The organism is Salinivibrio sp. SS2, from assembly GCF_001722075.1.
Lineage (GTDB): Bacteria > Pseudomonadota > Gammaproteobacteria > Enterobacterales > Vibrionaceae > Salinivibrio > Salinivibrio proteolyticus.
Map to the genome: position 1 here is coordinate 1 of NZ_MEBP01000126.1, position 15,478 is coordinate 15,478.

The following is a 15,478-nucleotide window of genomic DNA, read 5'->3' on the forward strand; positions in this document are numbered from 1 at the left end:
AACGCCTCACCCTACTCGATTATGGCAGTACCCCAGATGCTGACCGTATGGCGCTTTGGCTTTATGGGACCTTTTTGTTTGTGTGGCTATTGCGTAAATAATCAATTGTTATATGAAAACCCTTTACCTGAAGCGCAATGCAAACTATTCTCGTTATAGTTTATGTTGTAGGGTGAGAATGATGTTTGTATGTATTTGCCATGCTGTATCGGATAAAACCATTAAGCAGCTTGTGAATCAACAAGGCGTGACCAGCATTCGCGAATTGCGTCGGCTCACTCCGCTGGGTTCACAGTGTGGTAAATGTGTGCGTCAGGCAAAAGAGGTGATTCACGATCAGGTGCAAGTGATTACATTACAGCAAGCCAGCTAACTCAGCAGTACTGAGTGAAATTTGACAGCCTCCTTATGGGTTCTACAGTTGATGAATAGAACCCATAAGGAGGCTTTTGCCATGAAAGGCGACCCAAAATCGATTGCGTTTTTAAATACCGTGCTCGGCAATGAACTTATTGCCATCAACCAGTACTTCCTTCATGCACGTATGTTCAAAGACTGGGGCTTAAAAGTTATTGCCCATAAAGAGTATGAAGAGTCGATCGATGAGATGAAGCACGCGGACAAGTTGATTGAACGCATCTTGTTCTTAGAAGGGATACCGAACTTACAAGACTTAGGCAAGTTACGCATCGGCGAAGATACGCAAGAAATTTTTGAGTGTGACCTCGCGCTAGAGATGCAAGCGCATGAAGACTTGAAAGAAGCGATTGCCTACACCGAAAGCATACGAGATTACGTCTCGCGAGATTTGTTCCAGTATATTCTCGATGATGAGGAAGAGCACATTGATTGGCTGGAGACTCAGCTAGGTCTGATTGAGAAAGTGGGACTCGAAAATTATAACCAAGCGCAGATGATTGAAGATGCGAGCGATAAAGACTAAGGCGAGGCTTACGCTATCGCGGTAGATGAACGCACCCAATGGGTGCGTTTTTGTTTGGGCTTATTTTTTAACCAAGACTTGCAATAGGGCGCGGCATCGGTATAATGCTGCGCACTGCTTAAGTCTTCGGACTTCCGACGCAGTTGTGAACCAATGAGCATCGAGGAATGGAACAGTAAACTGTTCGTTTAATGTATACTCCGCTTATGTTCGCAGTCATAATATAATGGCTGACAATGTGCCTAATTTTGGCACTACGGTTTCACATAAATTAATCGGCATTCCCTCGCTCTAGTGAGGAAGAATGGCGATATTGTTTGTGTAAAAATTTTTGAATTTGGAGCTCTGTCTCATGCAGAACCAACGTATCCGTATCCGCCTAAAGGCGTTCGATCATCGCTTGATCGATCAGTCTACCGCGGAAATCGTTGAAACCGCTAAGCGCACTGGCGCACAGGTTAAGGGTCCAATCCCTCTACCTACTCGTAAAGAGCGCTTCACCGTTCTTATTTCTCCGCACGTAAACAAAGACGCACGTGACCAGTACGAGATTCGTACTCACAAACGTCTGATCGACATCGTTGAGCCAACAGACAAGACTGTTGACGCTCTGATGCGTCTTGACCTTGCTGCGGGCGTTGATGTTCAAATCAGCCTGGGCTAAGGGGGAGTAGATAATGATTGGTCTAGTCGGTCGTAAAGTCGGTATGACTCGTATCTTCAACGAAGATGGCGTATCTATTCCGGTAACCGTAGTTGAAGTTGAAGCGAACCGTGTTGCTCAGGTGCGTAAGCCTGAAGTTGACGGTTATGCCGCAATTCAAGTTACTACAGGCGCGAAGAAAGCAAACCGTGTAAACAAGGCACAAGCTGGCCACTTTGCGAAAGCAGGTGTTGAAGCGGGCCGCGGTCTGTGGGAATTCCGTCTGGAAAATGGTGAAGAGTTCGAAGTTGGCGCTGAGCTAAACGTTGATCTATTCGCTGAAATCAAAAAAGTAGACGTTACTGGCACGTCAAAAGGTAAGGGCTTCCAAGGCGGCGTTAAGCGTTGGAATTTCCGTACTCAAGACATGAGCCACGGTAACTCTTTGTCTCACCGTGCTCCTGGTTCTATCGGTCAATGTCAGACTCCAGGTCGCGTATTCAAAGGCAAAAAAATGGCAGGTCACATGGGTGCTGAGCGTGTAACGACTCAAAACCTAGAGATCGTACGTGTTGACACTGAGCGCAATCTGCTTCTTATCAAAGGTGCAGTCCCAGGTGCTACAGGTGGCAACGTGATCGTTAAACCAGCCGTTAAAGCGTAACGTCGAGGAGATAGTAATGGAATTGGTAGTCAAAGGCGCCGACGCGCTAACTGTTTCCGAAACTACCTTCGGGCGTGAATTCAACGAAGCCCTGGTTCACCAGGTAGTCGTTGCATACGCAGCTGGTGCCCGTCAAGGTACTCGCGCTCAGAAAACTCGTTCAGACGTATCTGGTGGCGGTGCTAAGCCATGGCGTCAGAAGGGTACTGGTCGCGCCCGTGCAGGTACAATCCGCAGCCCAATCTGGCGCAGCGGTGGTGTCACTTTCGCAGCTCGTCCTCAGGACCACAGCCAGAAAGTTAACAAAAAGATGTACCGTGGTGCTCTGAAGAGCATTCTGTCAGAGCTAGTTCGTCAAGAGCGTTTGATCGTTGTTGATAACTTCTCTGTTGAAGCACCAAAAACTAAAGAGCTTGTCGCTAAGCTGAAAGAGCTTGAGCTGAACGACGCTCTGATCGTAACTGCAGAAGTTGATGAGAATCTGTTCCTTGCTGCACGTAACCTGTACAAGGTTGACGTACGCGATGCAGGTACCATCGACCCAGTTAGCTTGATCGCTTTCGACAAAGTCGTGATGACTGCTGAAGCAGTTAAACAAGTTGAGGAGATGCTGGCATGATCACTGAAGAGCGTATCCTAAAAGTTCTGCGTGCTCCGCACATCTCTGAAAAAGCAACGATGGCTGCTGAAAGCGCGAACACTATCGTGTTTAAAGTAGCTAAAGAAGCAACTAAGAAAGAGATCAAAGCGGCAGTTGAAAAACTGTTCGAAGTTGAAGTTAAGTCTGTTCGTACCCTAGTAGTTAAGGGTAAGACCAAACGTCAAGGTATGCGCGAAGGTCGCCGTAGCGATTGGAAAAAAGCGTACGTTATCTTGAAAGAAGGTCAGGACATCGACTTCGTTGGCGGCGCAGAGTAAGACGGAGGAGTAACAGCAAATGGCTATTATCAAATGTAAGCCGACTTCACCGGGTCGTCGTCACCTTGTTAAAGTGGTTAACCCAGATCTTTATAAGGGCAAGCCATACGCACCACTACTAGAGAAAAACTCTAAGTCTGGTGGTCGTAATAACAACGGTCGAATCACAGTGCGTCATATCGGTGGTGGTCACAAACATCATTACCGTGTAATTGACTTCAAACGTACTAAAGACGGTATCCCAGCGAAAGTTGAGCGTCTTGAATACGATCCAAACCGCAGTGCAAACATCGCGCTTGTACTTTATGCGGATGGTGAACGTCGTTACATCATTGCACCTAAAGGCCTAAAAGCCGGTGATCAGATCCAATCTGGTGCAGATGCAGCTATCAAGGTAGGTAACACCCTGCCAATGCGTAACATCCCAGTGGGTTCTACTATCCACAACATCGAGCTGAAACCTGGTAAAGGCGCTCAGCTTGCACGTTCTGCGGGTGCTTATGCTCAGATCGTTGCTCGTGACGGTGCATATGTCACACTCCGCCTGCGCAGCGGTGAAATGCGTAAAGTTCTTGCTGAAGGTCGTGCGACCCTAGGCGAAGTGGGTAATTCAGAGCACATGCTACGCGAACTGGGTAAAGCCGGTGCGTCACGCTGGAAAGGCGTACGTCCAAGCGTACGTGGTGTTGCAATGAACCCAGTTGACCACCCACACGGTGGTGGTGAAGGCCGTACCTCAGGTGGTCGTCACCCAGTATCACCTTGGGGTATGCCAACTAAAGGCTTCAAGACCCGTAAGAACAAACGTACCGACAAGTACATCGTACGTCGTCGTAACAAGTAATTATTATCAGAGGATAAGCCATGCCACGTTCTCTCAAGAAAGGTCCTTTTATTGACCTGCACTTGCTGAAGAAGGTAGAGAAAGCGGTGGAAAGCGGTGACAAGAAGCCTTTAAAGACTTGGTCCCGTCGTTCAATGATCATCCCACAGATGATCGGATTGACCATCGCTGTCCATAATGGTCGTCAGCATGTACCCGTTTTCGTTTCTGAAGAAATGATCGGTCACAAGCTGGGCGAGTTTGCACCAACACGTACTTATCGCGGCCACGCTGCTGATAAGAAAGCTAAGAAGCGTTAAGGGGTAAGAAATGGAAGCTATTGCTAAACATCGCTTTGCTCGTATCTCGCCTCAAAAAGCACGTTTGGTTGCAGATCAAGTGCGCGGTAAAGACGTAGCACAAGCACTAGAAATTCTGACTTTCAGCAACAAAAAAGCGGCTGATCTGGTTAAGAAAGTGTTGGAATCTGCTATTGCAAACGCCGAGCATAACGAAGGTGCGGATATCGACGATCTAAGCGTCGCCAAAGTCTTCGTTGATGAAGGCCCAATCATGAAGCGTATTATGCCTCGTGCAAAAGGCCGTGCCGATCGCATCTTGAAGCGTTCTAGCCACATCACTGTTGTTGTAGCAGACCGCTAAGAGACGAGGAGATAAAGCAATGGGTCAAAAAGTACATCCTAATGGTATTCGTCTAGGCATCGTAAAGCCTTGGAATTCCACTTGGTTTGCTAATAACCAAGATTTCGCTGACAACCTAGACGGCGACTTTAAGGTACGTCAGTTCTTGACTAACGAACTGAAAAAAGCGTCAGTATCTCGCATCGTTATCGAGCGCCCTGCCAAGAGCATCCGTGTGACCATTCACACTGCACGCCCTGGTGTGGTTATCGGTAAGAAAGGCGAAGACGTTGAGAAGCTACGCGCACATGTTGCGAAACTAGCCGGTGTACCAGCGCAAATCAACATCGCTGAAGTACGTAAGCCAGAGCTGGACGCACAACTTGTTGGCGACAGCATCGCTTCTCAGCTAGAGCGCCGTGTTATGTTCCGTCGTGCGATGAAGCGCGCGGTACAAAACGCAATGCGTCTAGGTGCCAAAGGTATCAAAGTAGAAGTAAGCGGCCGTCTAGGCGGTGCTGAAATTGCTCGTACCGAGTGGTACCGTGAAGGCCGTGTGCCACTGCACACACTTCGTGCTGACATTGATTACGCAACTTCTTCTGCTCACACCACTTACGGTGTTATCGGCATTAAAACCTGGATCTTCAAAGGTGAAGTTCTAGGCGGAATGGCTGAAGTGGAGCAAAAGGCTGACAAGCCGAAGAAGCAGCGTAAAGGCCGTAAGTAAGGAGTCTATCGATGCTTCAACCAAAACGTACTAAGTTCCGCAAGACTTTTAAAGGTCGTAACCGCGGTCTGGCGCACGGTACTGACGTAAGCTTCGGTACCTATGGCCTGAAAGCTGTTGGTCGCGGTCGTATCACTGCGCGTCAAATTGAGGCGGCTCGTCGTGCGATGACTCGTCACATTAAACGTCAGGGTCAAATCTGGATCCGTATCTTCCCAGACAAACCAATTACTGGTAAGCCGTTGGAAGTTCGTATGGGTAAGGGTAAAGGTTCAGTAGATTACTGGGTTGCCCAAATCCAACCAGGTAAAGTCCTGTACGAAATGGATGGTGTTCCTGAATCACTGGCTCGCGAAGCGTTTGAACTGGCTTCACGTAAGCTACCGATCAAAACCACTTTCGTAACTAAGGCGGTGATGTGATGAAAGCACAAGAACTACGTGAAAAGACTGTTGAGCAGCTGAACGAAGAGCTGATGGGTCTGCTGCGTGAGCAGTTTAACCTGCGCATGCAAGCGGCTACTGGCCAGCTTCAGCAAACTCACACTCTTAAAGCTGTTCGTCGCGATATCGCACGTGTTAAAACCGTATTGACTGAGAAGGCTAGCGCATAATGAGCGAGAACATCCGCACTCAGCAAGGTCGCGTTGTCAGCGACAAAGGCGATAAGACTATCGTTGTTGCTATCGAGCGTTTTGTGAAACACCCTATCTACGGTAAGTACATCAAGCGCACGACCAAGCTGCACGTTCACGATGAATCTAACGAGTGTAACCAAGGTGACACTGTAGAAGTTCGTGAGTGTCGTCCAATCTCTAAGACTAAGTCTTGGACATTGGTTCGCGTTGTTGAAAAAGCGCGCATCTAAGCGATTTTTCAAACAATATAAGTCAAACGGCTCTCATTTGGGGGGCCGTTTATTTTTTTATCTACCCATCCGGTCAAAATAGTGTTATTATTCGCCGCCCTTGTAATAAGGCAGCCCGACCCGAGATGGGTCTAGATGTAATAACAGCGGAGCACTAACAATGATCCAAATGCAAAGTATGCTGGACGCAGCCGATAACTCCGGCGCTCGCAGTGTAATGTGTATTAAGGTTCTGGGTGGCTCTCACCGTCGTTACGCCCATGTTGGCGACATCATCAAAGTTACCGTTAAGGAAGCAATTCCACGCGGTAAAGTGAAAAAAGGTGATGTGCTTAAGGCGGTGGTAGTTCGCACCCGTAAAGGCGTACGTCGTCCAGACGGCTCTGTCATTCGCTTCGACCGTAATGCTTGCGTGTTGTTGAACAACACGAACGAGCAACCAGTCGGCACACGTATCTTTGGCCCTGTGACACGCGAACTTCGTACTGAAAAGTTCATGAAGATTGTGTCTCTGGCGCCTGAAGTTCTGTAAGGAGCGATCTCATGGCAGCTAAAATCCGTCGTAACGACGAAGTTATCGTTCTTGTCGGTAAAGACAAAGGCAAGAAAGGTAAAGTATCTAAGGTTCTACCGACCGGTAAAGTTATCGTTGAAGGTATTAACCTCGTTAAGAAACACCAGAAGCCTGTACCGGCTCTGGGCGTTCAAGGTGGCATCGTAGAAAAAGAAGCCGCTATTGACGTTTCAAACGTGGCAATCTTTAACGCAGCAGCTGGTAAAGGTGACCGTGTAGGCTTCCGATTTGAAGACGGCAAAAAAGTACGTTTTTTCAAATCGACTGGCGAAACTATTAAGTAATTCTGGAGTAGTACAATGGCGAAACTGCATGATTACTACAAAGAGACCGTTGTAGCTGAGCTTTCTAAGCAATTTGGCTACAAGAGCATCATGCAAGTCCCAAGGATCGAAAAGATCACCCTTAACATGGGTGTGGGCGAAGCTCTGAACGACAAAAAACTGCTTGAAAATGCAGCTGCTGATATGACCGCGATTTCTGGTCAAAAGCCGCTGATCACCAAAGCACGTAAGTCAGTTGCAGGCTTTAAGATCCGTGAGGGCTACCCGATTGGTTGTAAAGTAACCCTACGTGGCGAGCGTATGTGGGACTTCTTTGAGCGTCTAATCGCAATCGCAGTTCCTCGTATCCGTGACTTCCGTGGTCTGAACCCGAAAGCGTTCGACGGTCGCGGTAACTACAGCATGGGCGTTCGCGAGCAAATCATCTTCCCTGAGATTGACTACGATAAAGTCGATCGTATCCGTGGTCTTGATATTACTATCACTACCACTGCAGGTACTGATGAGGAAGGTCGAGCTCTGCTGGCTGCCTTTAACTTCCCATTCCGTAAGTAAGGTGAAGGGTTACTGTTATGGCTAAAAAATCCATGAAAGCACGCGATGTAAAGCGTGCGAAGCTCGCAGCCCGTTACGCTGAAAAGCGTGATAACCTGCGTGCGATCATTAAGAATGTAAACACGTCAGACGAAGAGCGTTGGGACGCAGTCCTGAAGCTTCAGTCGCTACCACGTGATTCTGCGAAGTCTCGTCAGCGTAACCGCTGTAACCAGACTGGTCGTCCACATGGCTACCTACGCAAATTCGGCCTAAGCCGAATCAAGGTTCGTGAAGCTTGCATGAAAGGCGAGATTCCGGGTCTGCGTAAGGCAAGCTGGTAATTGAATCACGGGAGTAAAGACTTATGAGCATGCAAGATCCGATCTCGGATATGCTGACCCGCCTTCGCAACGGTCAGGCAGCAAAAAAAGTTGCTGTAAAAATGCCTTCGTCAAAGCTGAAAGTGGCAATTGCTGAGCTACTAAAAGCAGAAGGTTACGTGGCTGAGTACGCTGTAAGTGGCGATGCCAAGCCTGAACTGGAAGTGACGTTGAAATACTTCGAATCTAAACCAGTTATCGAGCAAATCCAACGTGTTAGCCGTCCAGGTCTGCGCATCTACAAAAAGAAAGATGAGCTTCCTTCTGTGATGGGTGGCCTTGGTATTGCAGTTGTTTCAACTTCGAAAGGTTTGATGACCGATCGCGCAGCTCGCAAAGCGGGTCTGGGCGGTGAAATCATCTGCTACGTAGCGTAATAAGGAGTAGGAAATGTCTCGTGTTGCAAAAGCACCTGTCGTAGTTCCTGCCGGCGTAGAGGTGAAACTTAACGGTCAGGACATCACTGTAAAAGGAAGCAAAGGCGAACTAAGCCGTACGCTTCACGATATGGTGAAAGTAAACCAAGAAGACAACACCATTACCTTTGCACCAAGTGTAGAGCACGCTAAAGCATGGGCTCATGCTGGTACTGCTCGCGCACTGGTTAACAGCATGGTTGTTGGTGTGACAGAAGGCTTTACCAAGAAGCTAATCCTGAAGGGTGTTGGTTACCGTGCAACTGTTGCGGGTAACAAACTTAACCTGACACTTGGCTTCTCTCACCCAGTAGAACACGTTCTACCTGAGGGTATTAAGGCAGAGTGCCCAAGCCAAACTGAAATTGTTATCAGCGGTGCTGATAAACAAGCGGTTGGCCAGGTCGCTGCTGAAATCCGCGCATACCGCAAGCCAGAGCCTTACAAAGGCAAAGGCGTTCGTTACTCTGACGAAGTTGTGCGTACTAAAGAAGCTAAGAAGAAGTAAGGTAACACTATGGATAAGAAAGCATCTCGTATCCGTCGTGCGACCAAAGCACGACGCAAGATCGCGGAAATGGGTGCGACTCGCCTGGTGGTACACCGTACTCCACGTCATGTGTACGCACAGGTTATCGCTGGTAACGGCGCGGAAGTCATCGCCGCCGCTTCTACCGTAGAAAAAGCGATCCGTGAACAAGTTAAGAGCACCGGTAACAAAGACGCCGCAGCAGCAGTAGGTAAAATCATTGCTGAGCGTGCGAAGGAAAAAGGCATCGAAGCTGTTGCTTTTGACCGTTCCGGTTTCCAATACCACGGCCGTGTGGCTGCACTGGCAGATGCTGCCCGTGAAGCTGGTCTGAAATTCTAAGGTAGGTGGAAGATGGCTAACGATAAACAACAAAGTGATTTGCATGAAAAGCTGATCGCTGTAAACCGTGTATCTAAAACGGTTAAAGGTGGTCGCATCTTTACCTTCACCGCCCTGACTGTGGTTGGTGATGGTAACGGTCGCGTTGGTTTCGGTTACGGTAAAGCCCGTGAAGTACCAGCAGCGATTCAGAAATCAATGGAAAAAGCGCGCCGTAACATGATTACTGTAGCGCTGAAAGACGGTACTCTTCACCACGCTGTTAAAGGCCGCCACACTGGTTCTAAAGTGTACATGCAGCCAGCATCAGAAGGTACGGGTATCATCGCCGGTGGTGCGATGCGTGCTGTGCTTGAGGTTGCGGGCGTTCAAGACGTTCTGGCCAAAGCATACGGTTCTACCAACCCAATCAACATCGTTCGTGCAACGATCGATGGTCTGGGTGGTATGAAGTCTCCAGAGATGGTAGCTGCTAAGCGTGGCATGCCTGTTAACGAAATTCTGGGGTAATACGACATGGCTAAGACAATTAAAGTAACACAGACTCGTAGCGCTATCGGCCGTTTGCCGAAGCACAAAGCGACCCTGCGTGGCTTGGGCCTACGTCGCATCAACCACACTGTTGAACTTGAAGATACTCCGTGCGTGCGCGGTATGATCAATCAAGTCAACTACATGGTTAAAGTGGAGGAGTAATCACATGCGTTTGAATACTCTATCTCCGGCTGCAGGCTCAAAGCCTTCTGCTAAGCGTGTAGGCCGTGGTATTGGTTCAGGTCTGGGTAAAACTGGTGGCCGCGGTCACAAAGGTCAGAAATCACGTTCAGGTGGTTCTGTACGCCCAGGTTTCGAAGGCGGTCAAATGCCTTTGAAACAGCGTCTGCCAAAATTTGGTTTTACATCGCGCAAGAGCCTAACTTCTGCTGAAGTTCGCCTAAGCGAACTAGCAAAAGTTGAAGGTGACGTGGTAAGCCTAGAGTCACTAAAAGCAGCGAACGTTATTGCACAAGACACCCGTACGGCGAAAATCGTACTGTCTGGTGAAATCGCTCGCGCTGTGACTGTTAAAGGTGTTCGTGTCACTAAAGGCGCTAAAGCGGCAATCGAAGCTGCAGGCGGTAAAATCGAGGAATAATTTAGCTCGAGGACGAGGTACAGATGGCAAAACAACCAGGACAAAACTTCAGTAGTGCAAAAGGCGGGATCGCGGAGCTGAAAAGCCGTCTACTTTTTGTAGCTATGGCATTATTGGTATTCCGTGCCGGCTCTTTTGTGCCAATTCCTGGTATTGACGCTGCTGTACTTGCCGATCTGTTCGAACAGCAACAAGGGACCATCATTGACTTGGTAAACATGTTCTCTGGTGGTGCCCTTGAGCGTGCTTCGATACTGGCACTGGGGATCATGCCGTACATCTCGGCATCGATCATTGTCCAGTTACTGTCAGTGGTTCACCCCGCGTTAGCGGAGTTGAAGAAAGAGGGCGAATCTGGCCGTCGTAAGATAAGCCAGTACACCCGCTACGGCACGCTTGTGTTGGCAACCTTCCAAGCAATTGGAATTGCGACCGGGTTACCAAGTATGATGCCAGGTCTGGTGATTAATCCAGGTCCTGCTTTTTACTTTACTGCGGTAGTCAGTTTGGTCACAGGCACCATGTTCTTGATGTGGTTGGGTGAACAAATTACCGAACGCGGTATTGGTAATGGTATCTCGCTGATTATTTTCACCGGGATTGTCGCAGGTCTGCCACCGGCAATTGGACAGACAATAGAGCAAGCGCGTCAAGGCGACATGTCTCCGCTTCTCTTGCTAGGTATTGCTGTTATCGCGTTGGCGGTAATCTACTTTGTGGTCTTCATGGAGCGTGGTCAACGTCGTATCGTCGTTAACTATGCGAAGCGCCAACAAGGTCGTCGTGTCTTTGCAGCGCAAAGCACGCACTTGCCACTGAAAATTAACATGGCAGGGGTTATCCCAGCGATCTTTGCATCAAGTATTATTTTGTTCCCTGGCACACTTGCTAACTGGTTTGGTAAGGGTGATCAGACAAGCTGGCTGACCGACGTGTCTTTGGCACTAAGTCCTGGCCAACCGGCTTACGTAATACTTTATGCGGCGGCGATTATCTTCTTCTGCTTTTTCTATACAGCGTTGGTGTTTAACCCTCGTGAAACGGCAGATAACTTGAAGAAGTCAGGAGCGTTCGTACCTGGTATTCGCCCGGGTGAGCAGACTGCTAAATACATTGATAAAGTGATGACACGTTTGACCCTCGCGGGCGCCATGTACATTACCTTTATCTGTCTGATCCCCGAGTTCATGATGATTGCGTGGGATGTCCACTTCTACTTTGGTGGTACATCACTACTTATCGTAGTAGTCGTAATCATGGACTTTATGGCTCAAGTTCAGACTCATTTGATGTCTCAACAATATGAGTCCGTGTTGAAAAAAGCCAACCTTAAAGGCTACGGCCGCTAATAGGTTGTCTATTTACGGAGTTTAGCAATGAAAGTTCGTGCTTCCGTTAAGAAAATCTGCCGTAACTGTAAAGTGATCAAGCGTAACGGTGTCGTTCGCGTGATCTGCAGTGAGCCTAAGCACAAGCAGCGCCAAGGCTAATAGCAGAATATTTTTCTTGCAAAATGAGGTCAGGCTGGCTACATTAGCCAGCCCACCTTTTGTATGTGCAAAAGAAGTGGTTATGCCGCTGCGTATCCTCAACGGGCTCTGCAGCGGTTCTACTTGAAAAGTACTAGGAGTGAATAGTGGCCCGTATAGCAGGCATTAACATTCCTGATCAAAAGCACGCTGTAATCGCACTGACTGCGATTTACGGTGTCGGCAAAACTACCTCTCAGGCTATCCTAGCCGAAGCAGGTATTGCTGAAAGCACTAAGATCAGTGAACTATCAGAAGAGCAGATCGACCAGTTGCGTGACGGTGTAGCCAAGTACACTGTAGAAGGCGATCTACGTCGTGAAATTTCCATGAACATCAAGCGTCTTATGGACCTTGGCTGTTACCGCGGTTTGCGTCATCGTCGCAGCTTGCCACTTCGTGGTCAGCGTACGAAGACCAACGCACGTACCCGTAAGGGTCCGCGCAAACCGATCAAGAAATAATCGGGGTAGGTAAGTACTATGGCTAAACAACCAACTCGCGCACGTAAACGCGTACGCAAGCAAGTTGCTGATGGCGTTGCGCACATTCATGCGTCTTTCAACAACACAATCGTTACGATCACTGACCGTCAAGGCAACGCTCTAGCATGGGCTACTGCCGGTGGTTCAGGTTTCCGTGGTTCTCGTAAGTCGACTCCATATGCTGCACAGGTTGCTGCAGAGCGTTGTGGTGAGATGGCGAAAGAATACGGCCTGAAAAACCTCGAAGTGATGGTTAAAGGTCCAGGTCCAGGCCGCGAATCTACTATTCGTGCCCTGAACGCGGCGGGCTTCCGCATCACTAACATTGTTGATGCGACTCCGATCCCGCACAACGGTTGTCGTCCACCTAAGAAACGCCGCGTTTAATCACGCTTAGTGCTGTTTCTTAGAATATTGGAGAAAGATCATGGCAAGATATTTGGGTCCTAAGCTGAAGCTTAGCCGTCGCGAAGGTACTGACTTGTTCCTTAAGTCAGGCGTACGCGCGATTGATACCAAGTGTAAAATTGATAACGTCCCAGGCGTTCACGGTCAGCGTCGCGGCCGTCTGTCTGACTATGGCGTTCAGCTTCGCGAGAAGCAAAAAGTACGTCGTATCTACGGCGTAATGGAAAAGCAGTTCCGTAACTACTACAAAGATGCTGCCCGTATTAAAGGTAACACAGGTGAAAACCTGCTTCAGCTTCTTGAAGGTCGCCTAGACAACGTAGTTTACCGCATGGGATTTGGTGCAACTCGCGCCGAAGCTCGCCAGCTGGTAAGCCACAAAGCGATCCTAGTTAACGGCAAAGTTGTTAACGTACCTTCTTTCAAGGTTTCGGCAAACGACGTTGTTAGCATTCGTGAGAAAGCTAAGAACCAAGCGCGCATCAAAGCAGCACTAGAAATTGCTGCACAGCGCGAGCTGCCAACTTGGATCGAAGTAGACAGCAAGAAGATGGAAGGCACATTCAAGCGCCTACCAGAGCGTTCTGATTTGTCTGCTGACATCAACGAACACCTGATCGTCGAGCTTTACTCTAAGTAAGGCTAAACTAAAGAGAGGACATAATGCAGGGTTCTGTAACAGAATTTCTTAAGCCGCGTCTGGTTGATATCGAACAAGTCAGCTCTACGCACGCAAAAGTAACTCTTGAACCTCTAGAGCGTGGCTTTGGCCATACTCTGGGGAATGCGCTACGTCGTATCCTACTTTCATCAATGCCAGGCTGTGCGGTGACGGAAGTTGAAATTGACGGCGTACTGCACGAGTACAGCACCAAAGAAGGGGTTCAGGAAGATATCCTGGAAATCCTACTTAACCTTAAAGGCCTAGCCGTTAAGGTTGAGGGTAAAGATGAAGTTATCCTTACTCTGACCAAGTCTGGTGCAGGCCCTGTTGTTGCAGGCGACATCACCCATGATGGTGGTGTTGAGATTGCGAACCCAGAACACGTTATCTGCCACCTGACTGATGCAAACGCTGAAATTAGCATGCGTATCAAGGTAGAACGTGGTCGTGGCTATGTACCAGCGTCTGCGCGCATTCACAGCGAAGACGACGAGCGTCCAATCGGCCGCTTGCTTGTTGATGCAACGTTCAGCCCAGTAGACCGTATTGCTTACAAAGTTGAAGCAGCACGTGTTGAACAGCGTACTGACCTCGACAAGCTTGTTATCGATATGGAAACTAACGGTACACTGGATCCTGAGGAAGCGATTCGCCGTGCAGCAACCATCTTAGCTGAACAGCTAGATGCGTTTGTTGACCTGCGAGACGTGCGCGTCCCTGAGGAGAAAGAAGAGAAGCCAGAGTTCGATCCGATCCTACTGCGTCCTGTAGACGATCTTGAACTAACTGTTCGCTCTGCCAACTGTTTGAAAGCAGAAGCGATTCACTATATCGGTGATCTGGTACAGCGTACCGAGGTTGAGCTTCTGAAAACGCCAAACCTTGGTAAGAAGTCTTTGACTGAAATTAAAGACGTGCTGGCTTCACGTGGTCTGTCTCTAGGCATGCGCCTAGAAAACTGGCCGCCAGCATCAATCGCTGAAGATTAATCAGATACTGATTATTTAGTTAGAAGGATTAGGTCATGCGCCATCGTAAGAGTGGTCGTCAACTCAATCGCAACAGCAGCCATCGTAAAGCGATGTTCAGCAACATGGCTAGCTCGCTGGTAACTCACGAAGTTATCAAAACAACTCTGCCTAAGGCAAAAGAGCTGCGTCGCGTCATTGAACCGTTGATTACCCTAGCTAAGAACGACAGTGTTGCTAACCGTCGTCTTGCATTCGCTCGTACTCGTAACGACGAAGTTGTAGCGAAGCTTTTCAATGAACTCGGCCCACGTTTTGCTTCACGTGCTGGCGGTTACACTCGCATTCTTAAATGCGGTGTTCGCTCAGGTGATAAAGCCCCTATGGCTTACATCGAGCTCGTTGATCGCCCAGAGCAAAAAGCTGAGGAAGCTGCAGAGTAATTCTTTACTCTTGCAGATAAGCTAGAAAAGCCAGGCCTAGTGCCTGGCTTTTTCTTTATCTATCAGGTCTTTCGTCAATCCTTTAGCGCAACCCATCCGCTTTTATGCCTTCAACCAAGCTCAATATAGATATTAAAAGCGTCATTTTAGCTGTTTTCGTTGGTTATTCGGGCAAAGTGCTCAAAAAGAGCACATTCGATAAAAAAGATGTGATTTAGTGTTGACGGAGGTCACAATTTCTATAGAATGCCGCCCTACTTAACGCCGACAACGCGTTAGGGGAGTCAAAAAGAGGTTTTGTTTTCGCCGGTTGGCATCAACAAAAAGATAAAATTTCTTCTTGACTTCATCGGCAAGGCGAGTAATATACGCAGCCCTGACCGAGCGAAGCAACGCTTCGAAAGTCAACGCTCTTTAACAATTTGACCTATGCAATCTGTGTGGGCACTCGTTGAGAATAGACAAAAAGATTTATTCGATGAACTGAGTGACCAAACGATAACTTTTAGTTATTCGGCACAGTCAATTCGTTTTTCTCTTCGGAAATAAACAAA

The 15,478-nt window shown here is 48.4% G+C and carries 30 protein-coding genes; all 30 read left to right on the forward strand.

Going from position 1 to position 15,478, the window contains the following annotated elements; translation table 11 throughout:
* Positions 1-181: 181 nt before the first annotated feature.
* The 30 genes from bfd (at position 182) to rplQ (ending at position 14,924) form a co-directional block, all read left to right on the forward strand.
* Entirely contained in the window at positions 182-373 is a 192-nt protein-coding gene (gene bfd, locus BGK46_RS15410; protein ID WP_069590747.1) for a bacterioferritin-associated ferredoxin, read from the forward strand.
* Between the two features lie 81 nt (positions 374-454).
* Positions 455-943 (forward strand): bacterioferritin, encoded by a 489-nt coding sequence (gene bfr, locus BGK46_RS15415; RefSeq protein WP_069590751.1) that lies wholly within the window; start codon positions 455-457, stop codon positions 941-943.
* 352 nt (positions 944-1,295) lie between these two features.
* On the forward strand, positions 1,296-1,607 hold the full coding sequence (rpsJ, locus tag BGK46_RS15420) for a 30S ribosomal protein S10 (RefSeq protein WP_002541412.1): 312 nt from the start codon (positions 1,296-1,298) through the stop codon (positions 1,605-1,607).
* Between the two features lie 13 nt (positions 1,608-1,620).
* Positions 1,621-2,250, forward strand: a complete 630-nt coding sequence (rplC, locus tag BGK46_RS15425; RefSeq protein WP_069590754.1) for a 50S ribosomal protein L3 — start codon at positions 1,621-1,623, stop codon at positions 2,248-2,250.
* 16 nt (positions 2,251-2,266) lie between these two features.
* Complete coding sequence (gene rplD, locus BGK46_RS15430; protein ID WP_069590755.1) at positions 2,267-2,869, forward strand: 50S ribosomal protein L4; 603 nt, start codon at positions 2,267-2,269, stop codon at positions 2,867-2,869.
* Positions 2,866-3,168 (forward strand): 50S ribosomal protein L23, encoded by a 303-nt coding sequence (gene rplW, locus BGK46_RS15435; RefSeq protein WP_069590756.1) that lies wholly within the window; start codon positions 2,866-2,868, stop codon positions 3,166-3,168. The genes rplD and rplW overlap by 4 nt, the downstream gene beginning before the upstream one ends.
* Positions 3,169-3,187: 19 nt before the next feature.
* Complete coding sequence (rplB, locus tag BGK46_RS15440; RefSeq protein ID WP_069590757.1) at positions 3,188-4,012, forward strand: 50S ribosomal protein L2; 825 nt, start codon at positions 3,188-3,190, stop codon at positions 4,010-4,012.
* 20 nt (positions 4,013-4,032) lie between these two features.
* Positions 4,033-4,311, forward strand: a complete 279-nt coding sequence (rpsS, locus tag BGK46_RS15445) for a 30S ribosomal protein S19 (RefSeq protein WP_021024467.1) — start codon at positions 4,033-4,035, stop codon at positions 4,309-4,311.
* A 10-nt stretch (positions 4,312-4,321) separates the two neighbouring features.
* The gene (gene rplV / locus BGK46_RS15450; RefSeq protein ID WP_069590759.1) at positions 4,322-4,654 is read left to right on the forward strand and encodes a 50S ribosomal protein L22; all 333 of its coding nucleotides are present in this window, start codon (positions 4,322-4,324) and stop codon (positions 4,652-4,654) included.
* 19 nt (positions 4,655-4,673) lie between these two features.
* Positions 4,674-5,363: a 30S ribosomal protein S3 gene (rpsC, locus tag BGK46_RS15455; RefSeq protein WP_069590761.1), complete on the forward strand. Its 690-nt coding sequence runs from the start codon at positions 4,674-4,676 to the stop codon at positions 5,361-5,363.
* Between the two features lie 11 nt (positions 5,364-5,374).
* Positions 5,375-5,785 carry a 50S ribosomal protein L16 gene (gene rplP, locus BGK46_RS15460; RefSeq protein ID WP_069590764.1) on the forward strand — a complete coding sequence of 137 codons (411 nt, stop codon included), beginning with the start codon at positions 5,375-5,377 and terminating at the stop codon, positions 5,783-5,785.
* A complete protein-coding gene (gene rpmC / locus BGK46_RS15465) occupies positions 5,785-5,976 on the forward strand; it encodes a 50S ribosomal protein L29 (RefSeq protein WP_069590766.1) in 192 nt (63 codons plus the stop codon). Before rplP ends, rpmC begins: the two co-directional genes overlap by 1 nt.
* Entirely contained in the window at positions 5,976-6,230 is a 255-nt protein-coding gene (rpsQ, locus tag BGK46_RS15470; protein WP_069590768.1) for a 30S ribosomal protein S17, read from the forward strand. Before rpmC ends, rpsQ begins: the two co-directional genes overlap by 1 nt.
* Before the next feature lie 160 nt (positions 6,231-6,390).
* The gene (rplN, locus tag BGK46_RS15475) at positions 6,391-6,762 is read left to right on the forward strand and encodes a 50S ribosomal protein L14 (protein ID WP_069590770.1); all 372 of its coding nucleotides are present in this window, start codon (positions 6,391-6,393) and stop codon (positions 6,760-6,762) included.
* 11 nt (positions 6,763-6,773) lie between these two features.
* Positions 6,774-7,088 carry a 50S ribosomal protein L24 gene (rplX, locus tag BGK46_RS15480; RefSeq protein WP_069590772.1) on the forward strand — a complete coding sequence of 105 codons (315 nt, stop codon included), beginning with the start codon at positions 6,774-6,776 and terminating at the stop codon, positions 7,086-7,088.
* Between the two features lie 15 nt (positions 7,089-7,103).
* Entirely contained in the window at positions 7,104-7,643 is a 540-nt protein-coding gene (gene rplE / locus BGK46_RS15485; protein WP_069590782.1) for a 50S ribosomal protein L5, read from the forward strand.
* 17 nt (positions 7,644-7,660) lie between these two features.
* Positions 7,661-7,966 carry a 30S ribosomal protein S14 gene (gene rpsN, locus BGK46_RS15490; RefSeq protein WP_069590785.1) on the forward strand — a complete coding sequence of 102 codons (306 nt, stop codon included), beginning with the start codon at positions 7,661-7,663 and terminating at the stop codon, positions 7,964-7,966.
* Between the two features lie 23 nt (positions 7,967-7,989).
* Positions 7,990-8,382: a 30S ribosomal protein S8 gene (gene rpsH / locus BGK46_RS15495; RefSeq protein ID WP_069590786.1), complete on the forward strand. Its 393-nt coding sequence runs from the start codon at positions 7,990-7,992 to the stop codon at positions 8,380-8,382.
* A gap of 13 nt (positions 8,383-8,395) precedes the next feature.
* Complete coding sequence (gene rplF, locus BGK46_RS15500; protein WP_069590788.1) at positions 8,396-8,929, forward strand: 50S ribosomal protein L6; 534 nt, start codon at positions 8,396-8,398, stop codon at positions 8,927-8,929.
* 9 nt (positions 8,930-8,938) lie between these two features.
* Positions 8,939-9,292 carry a 50S ribosomal protein L18 gene (rplR, locus tag BGK46_RS15505; RefSeq protein WP_021024479.1) on the forward strand — a complete coding sequence of 118 codons (354 nt, stop codon included), beginning with the start codon at positions 8,939-8,941 and terminating at the stop codon, positions 9,290-9,292.
* Positions 9,293-9,304: 12 nt separating this feature from the next.
* Positions 9,305-9,802 carry a 30S ribosomal protein S5 gene (gene rpsE / locus BGK46_RS15510; RefSeq protein WP_069590790.1) on the forward strand — a complete coding sequence of 166 codons (498 nt, stop codon included), beginning with the start codon at positions 9,305-9,307 and terminating at the stop codon, positions 9,800-9,802.
* A 6-nt stretch (positions 9,803-9,808) separates the two neighbouring features.
* Positions 9,809-9,988: a 50S ribosomal protein L30 gene (gene rpmD, locus BGK46_RS15515; protein ID WP_069590791.1), complete on the forward strand. Its 180-nt coding sequence runs from the start codon at positions 9,809-9,811 to the stop codon at positions 9,986-9,988.
* 4 nt (positions 9,989-9,992) lie between these two features.
* On the forward strand, positions 9,993-10,427 hold the full coding sequence (gene rplO, locus BGK46_RS15520; protein WP_069590793.1) for a 50S ribosomal protein L15: 435 nt from the start codon (positions 9,993-9,995) through the stop codon (positions 10,425-10,427).
* 23 nt (positions 10,428-10,450) lie between these two features.
* A complete protein-coding gene (secY, locus tag BGK46_RS15525; RefSeq protein ID WP_069590794.1) occupies positions 10,451-11,776 on the forward strand; it encodes a preprotein translocase subunit SecY in 1,326 nt (441 codons plus the stop codon).
* A gap of 27 nt (positions 11,777-11,803) precedes the next feature.
* The gene (rpmJ, locus tag BGK46_RS15530) at positions 11,804-11,917 is read left to right on the forward strand and encodes a 50S ribosomal protein L36 (protein ID WP_000868186.1); all 114 of its coding nucleotides are present in this window, start codon (positions 11,804-11,806) and stop codon (positions 11,915-11,917) included.
* A gap of 146 nt (positions 11,918-12,063) precedes the next feature.
* Entirely contained in the window at positions 12,064-12,420 is a 357-nt protein-coding gene (gene rpsM, locus BGK46_RS15535) for a 30S ribosomal protein S13 (protein ID WP_069590796.1), read from the forward strand.
* Between the two features lie 18 nt (positions 12,421-12,438).
* On the forward strand, positions 12,439-12,828 hold the full coding sequence (gene rpsK / locus BGK46_RS15540) for a 30S ribosomal protein S11 (RefSeq protein ID WP_069590798.1): 390 nt from the start codon (positions 12,439-12,441) through the stop codon (positions 12,826-12,828).
* 40 nt (positions 12,829-12,868) lie between these two features.
* Positions 12,869-13,489: a 30S ribosomal protein S4 gene (gene rpsD, locus BGK46_RS15545; protein WP_069590800.1), complete on the forward strand. Its 621-nt coding sequence runs from the start codon at positions 12,869-12,871 to the stop codon at positions 13,487-13,489.
* Between the two features lie 23 nt (positions 13,490-13,512).
* Positions 13,513-14,502 carry a DNA-directed RNA polymerase subunit alpha gene (locus tag BGK46_RS15550; protein ID WP_069590802.1) on the forward strand — a complete coding sequence of 330 codons (990 nt, stop codon included), beginning with the start codon at positions 13,513-13,515 and terminating at the stop codon, positions 14,500-14,502.
* A gap of 35 nt (positions 14,503-14,537) precedes the next feature.
* Complete coding sequence (gene rplQ / locus BGK46_RS15555; protein WP_069590805.1) at positions 14,538-14,924, forward strand: 50S ribosomal protein L17; 387 nt, start codon at positions 14,538-14,540, stop codon at positions 14,922-14,924.
* Positions 14,925-15,478: the final 554 nt, after the last annotated feature.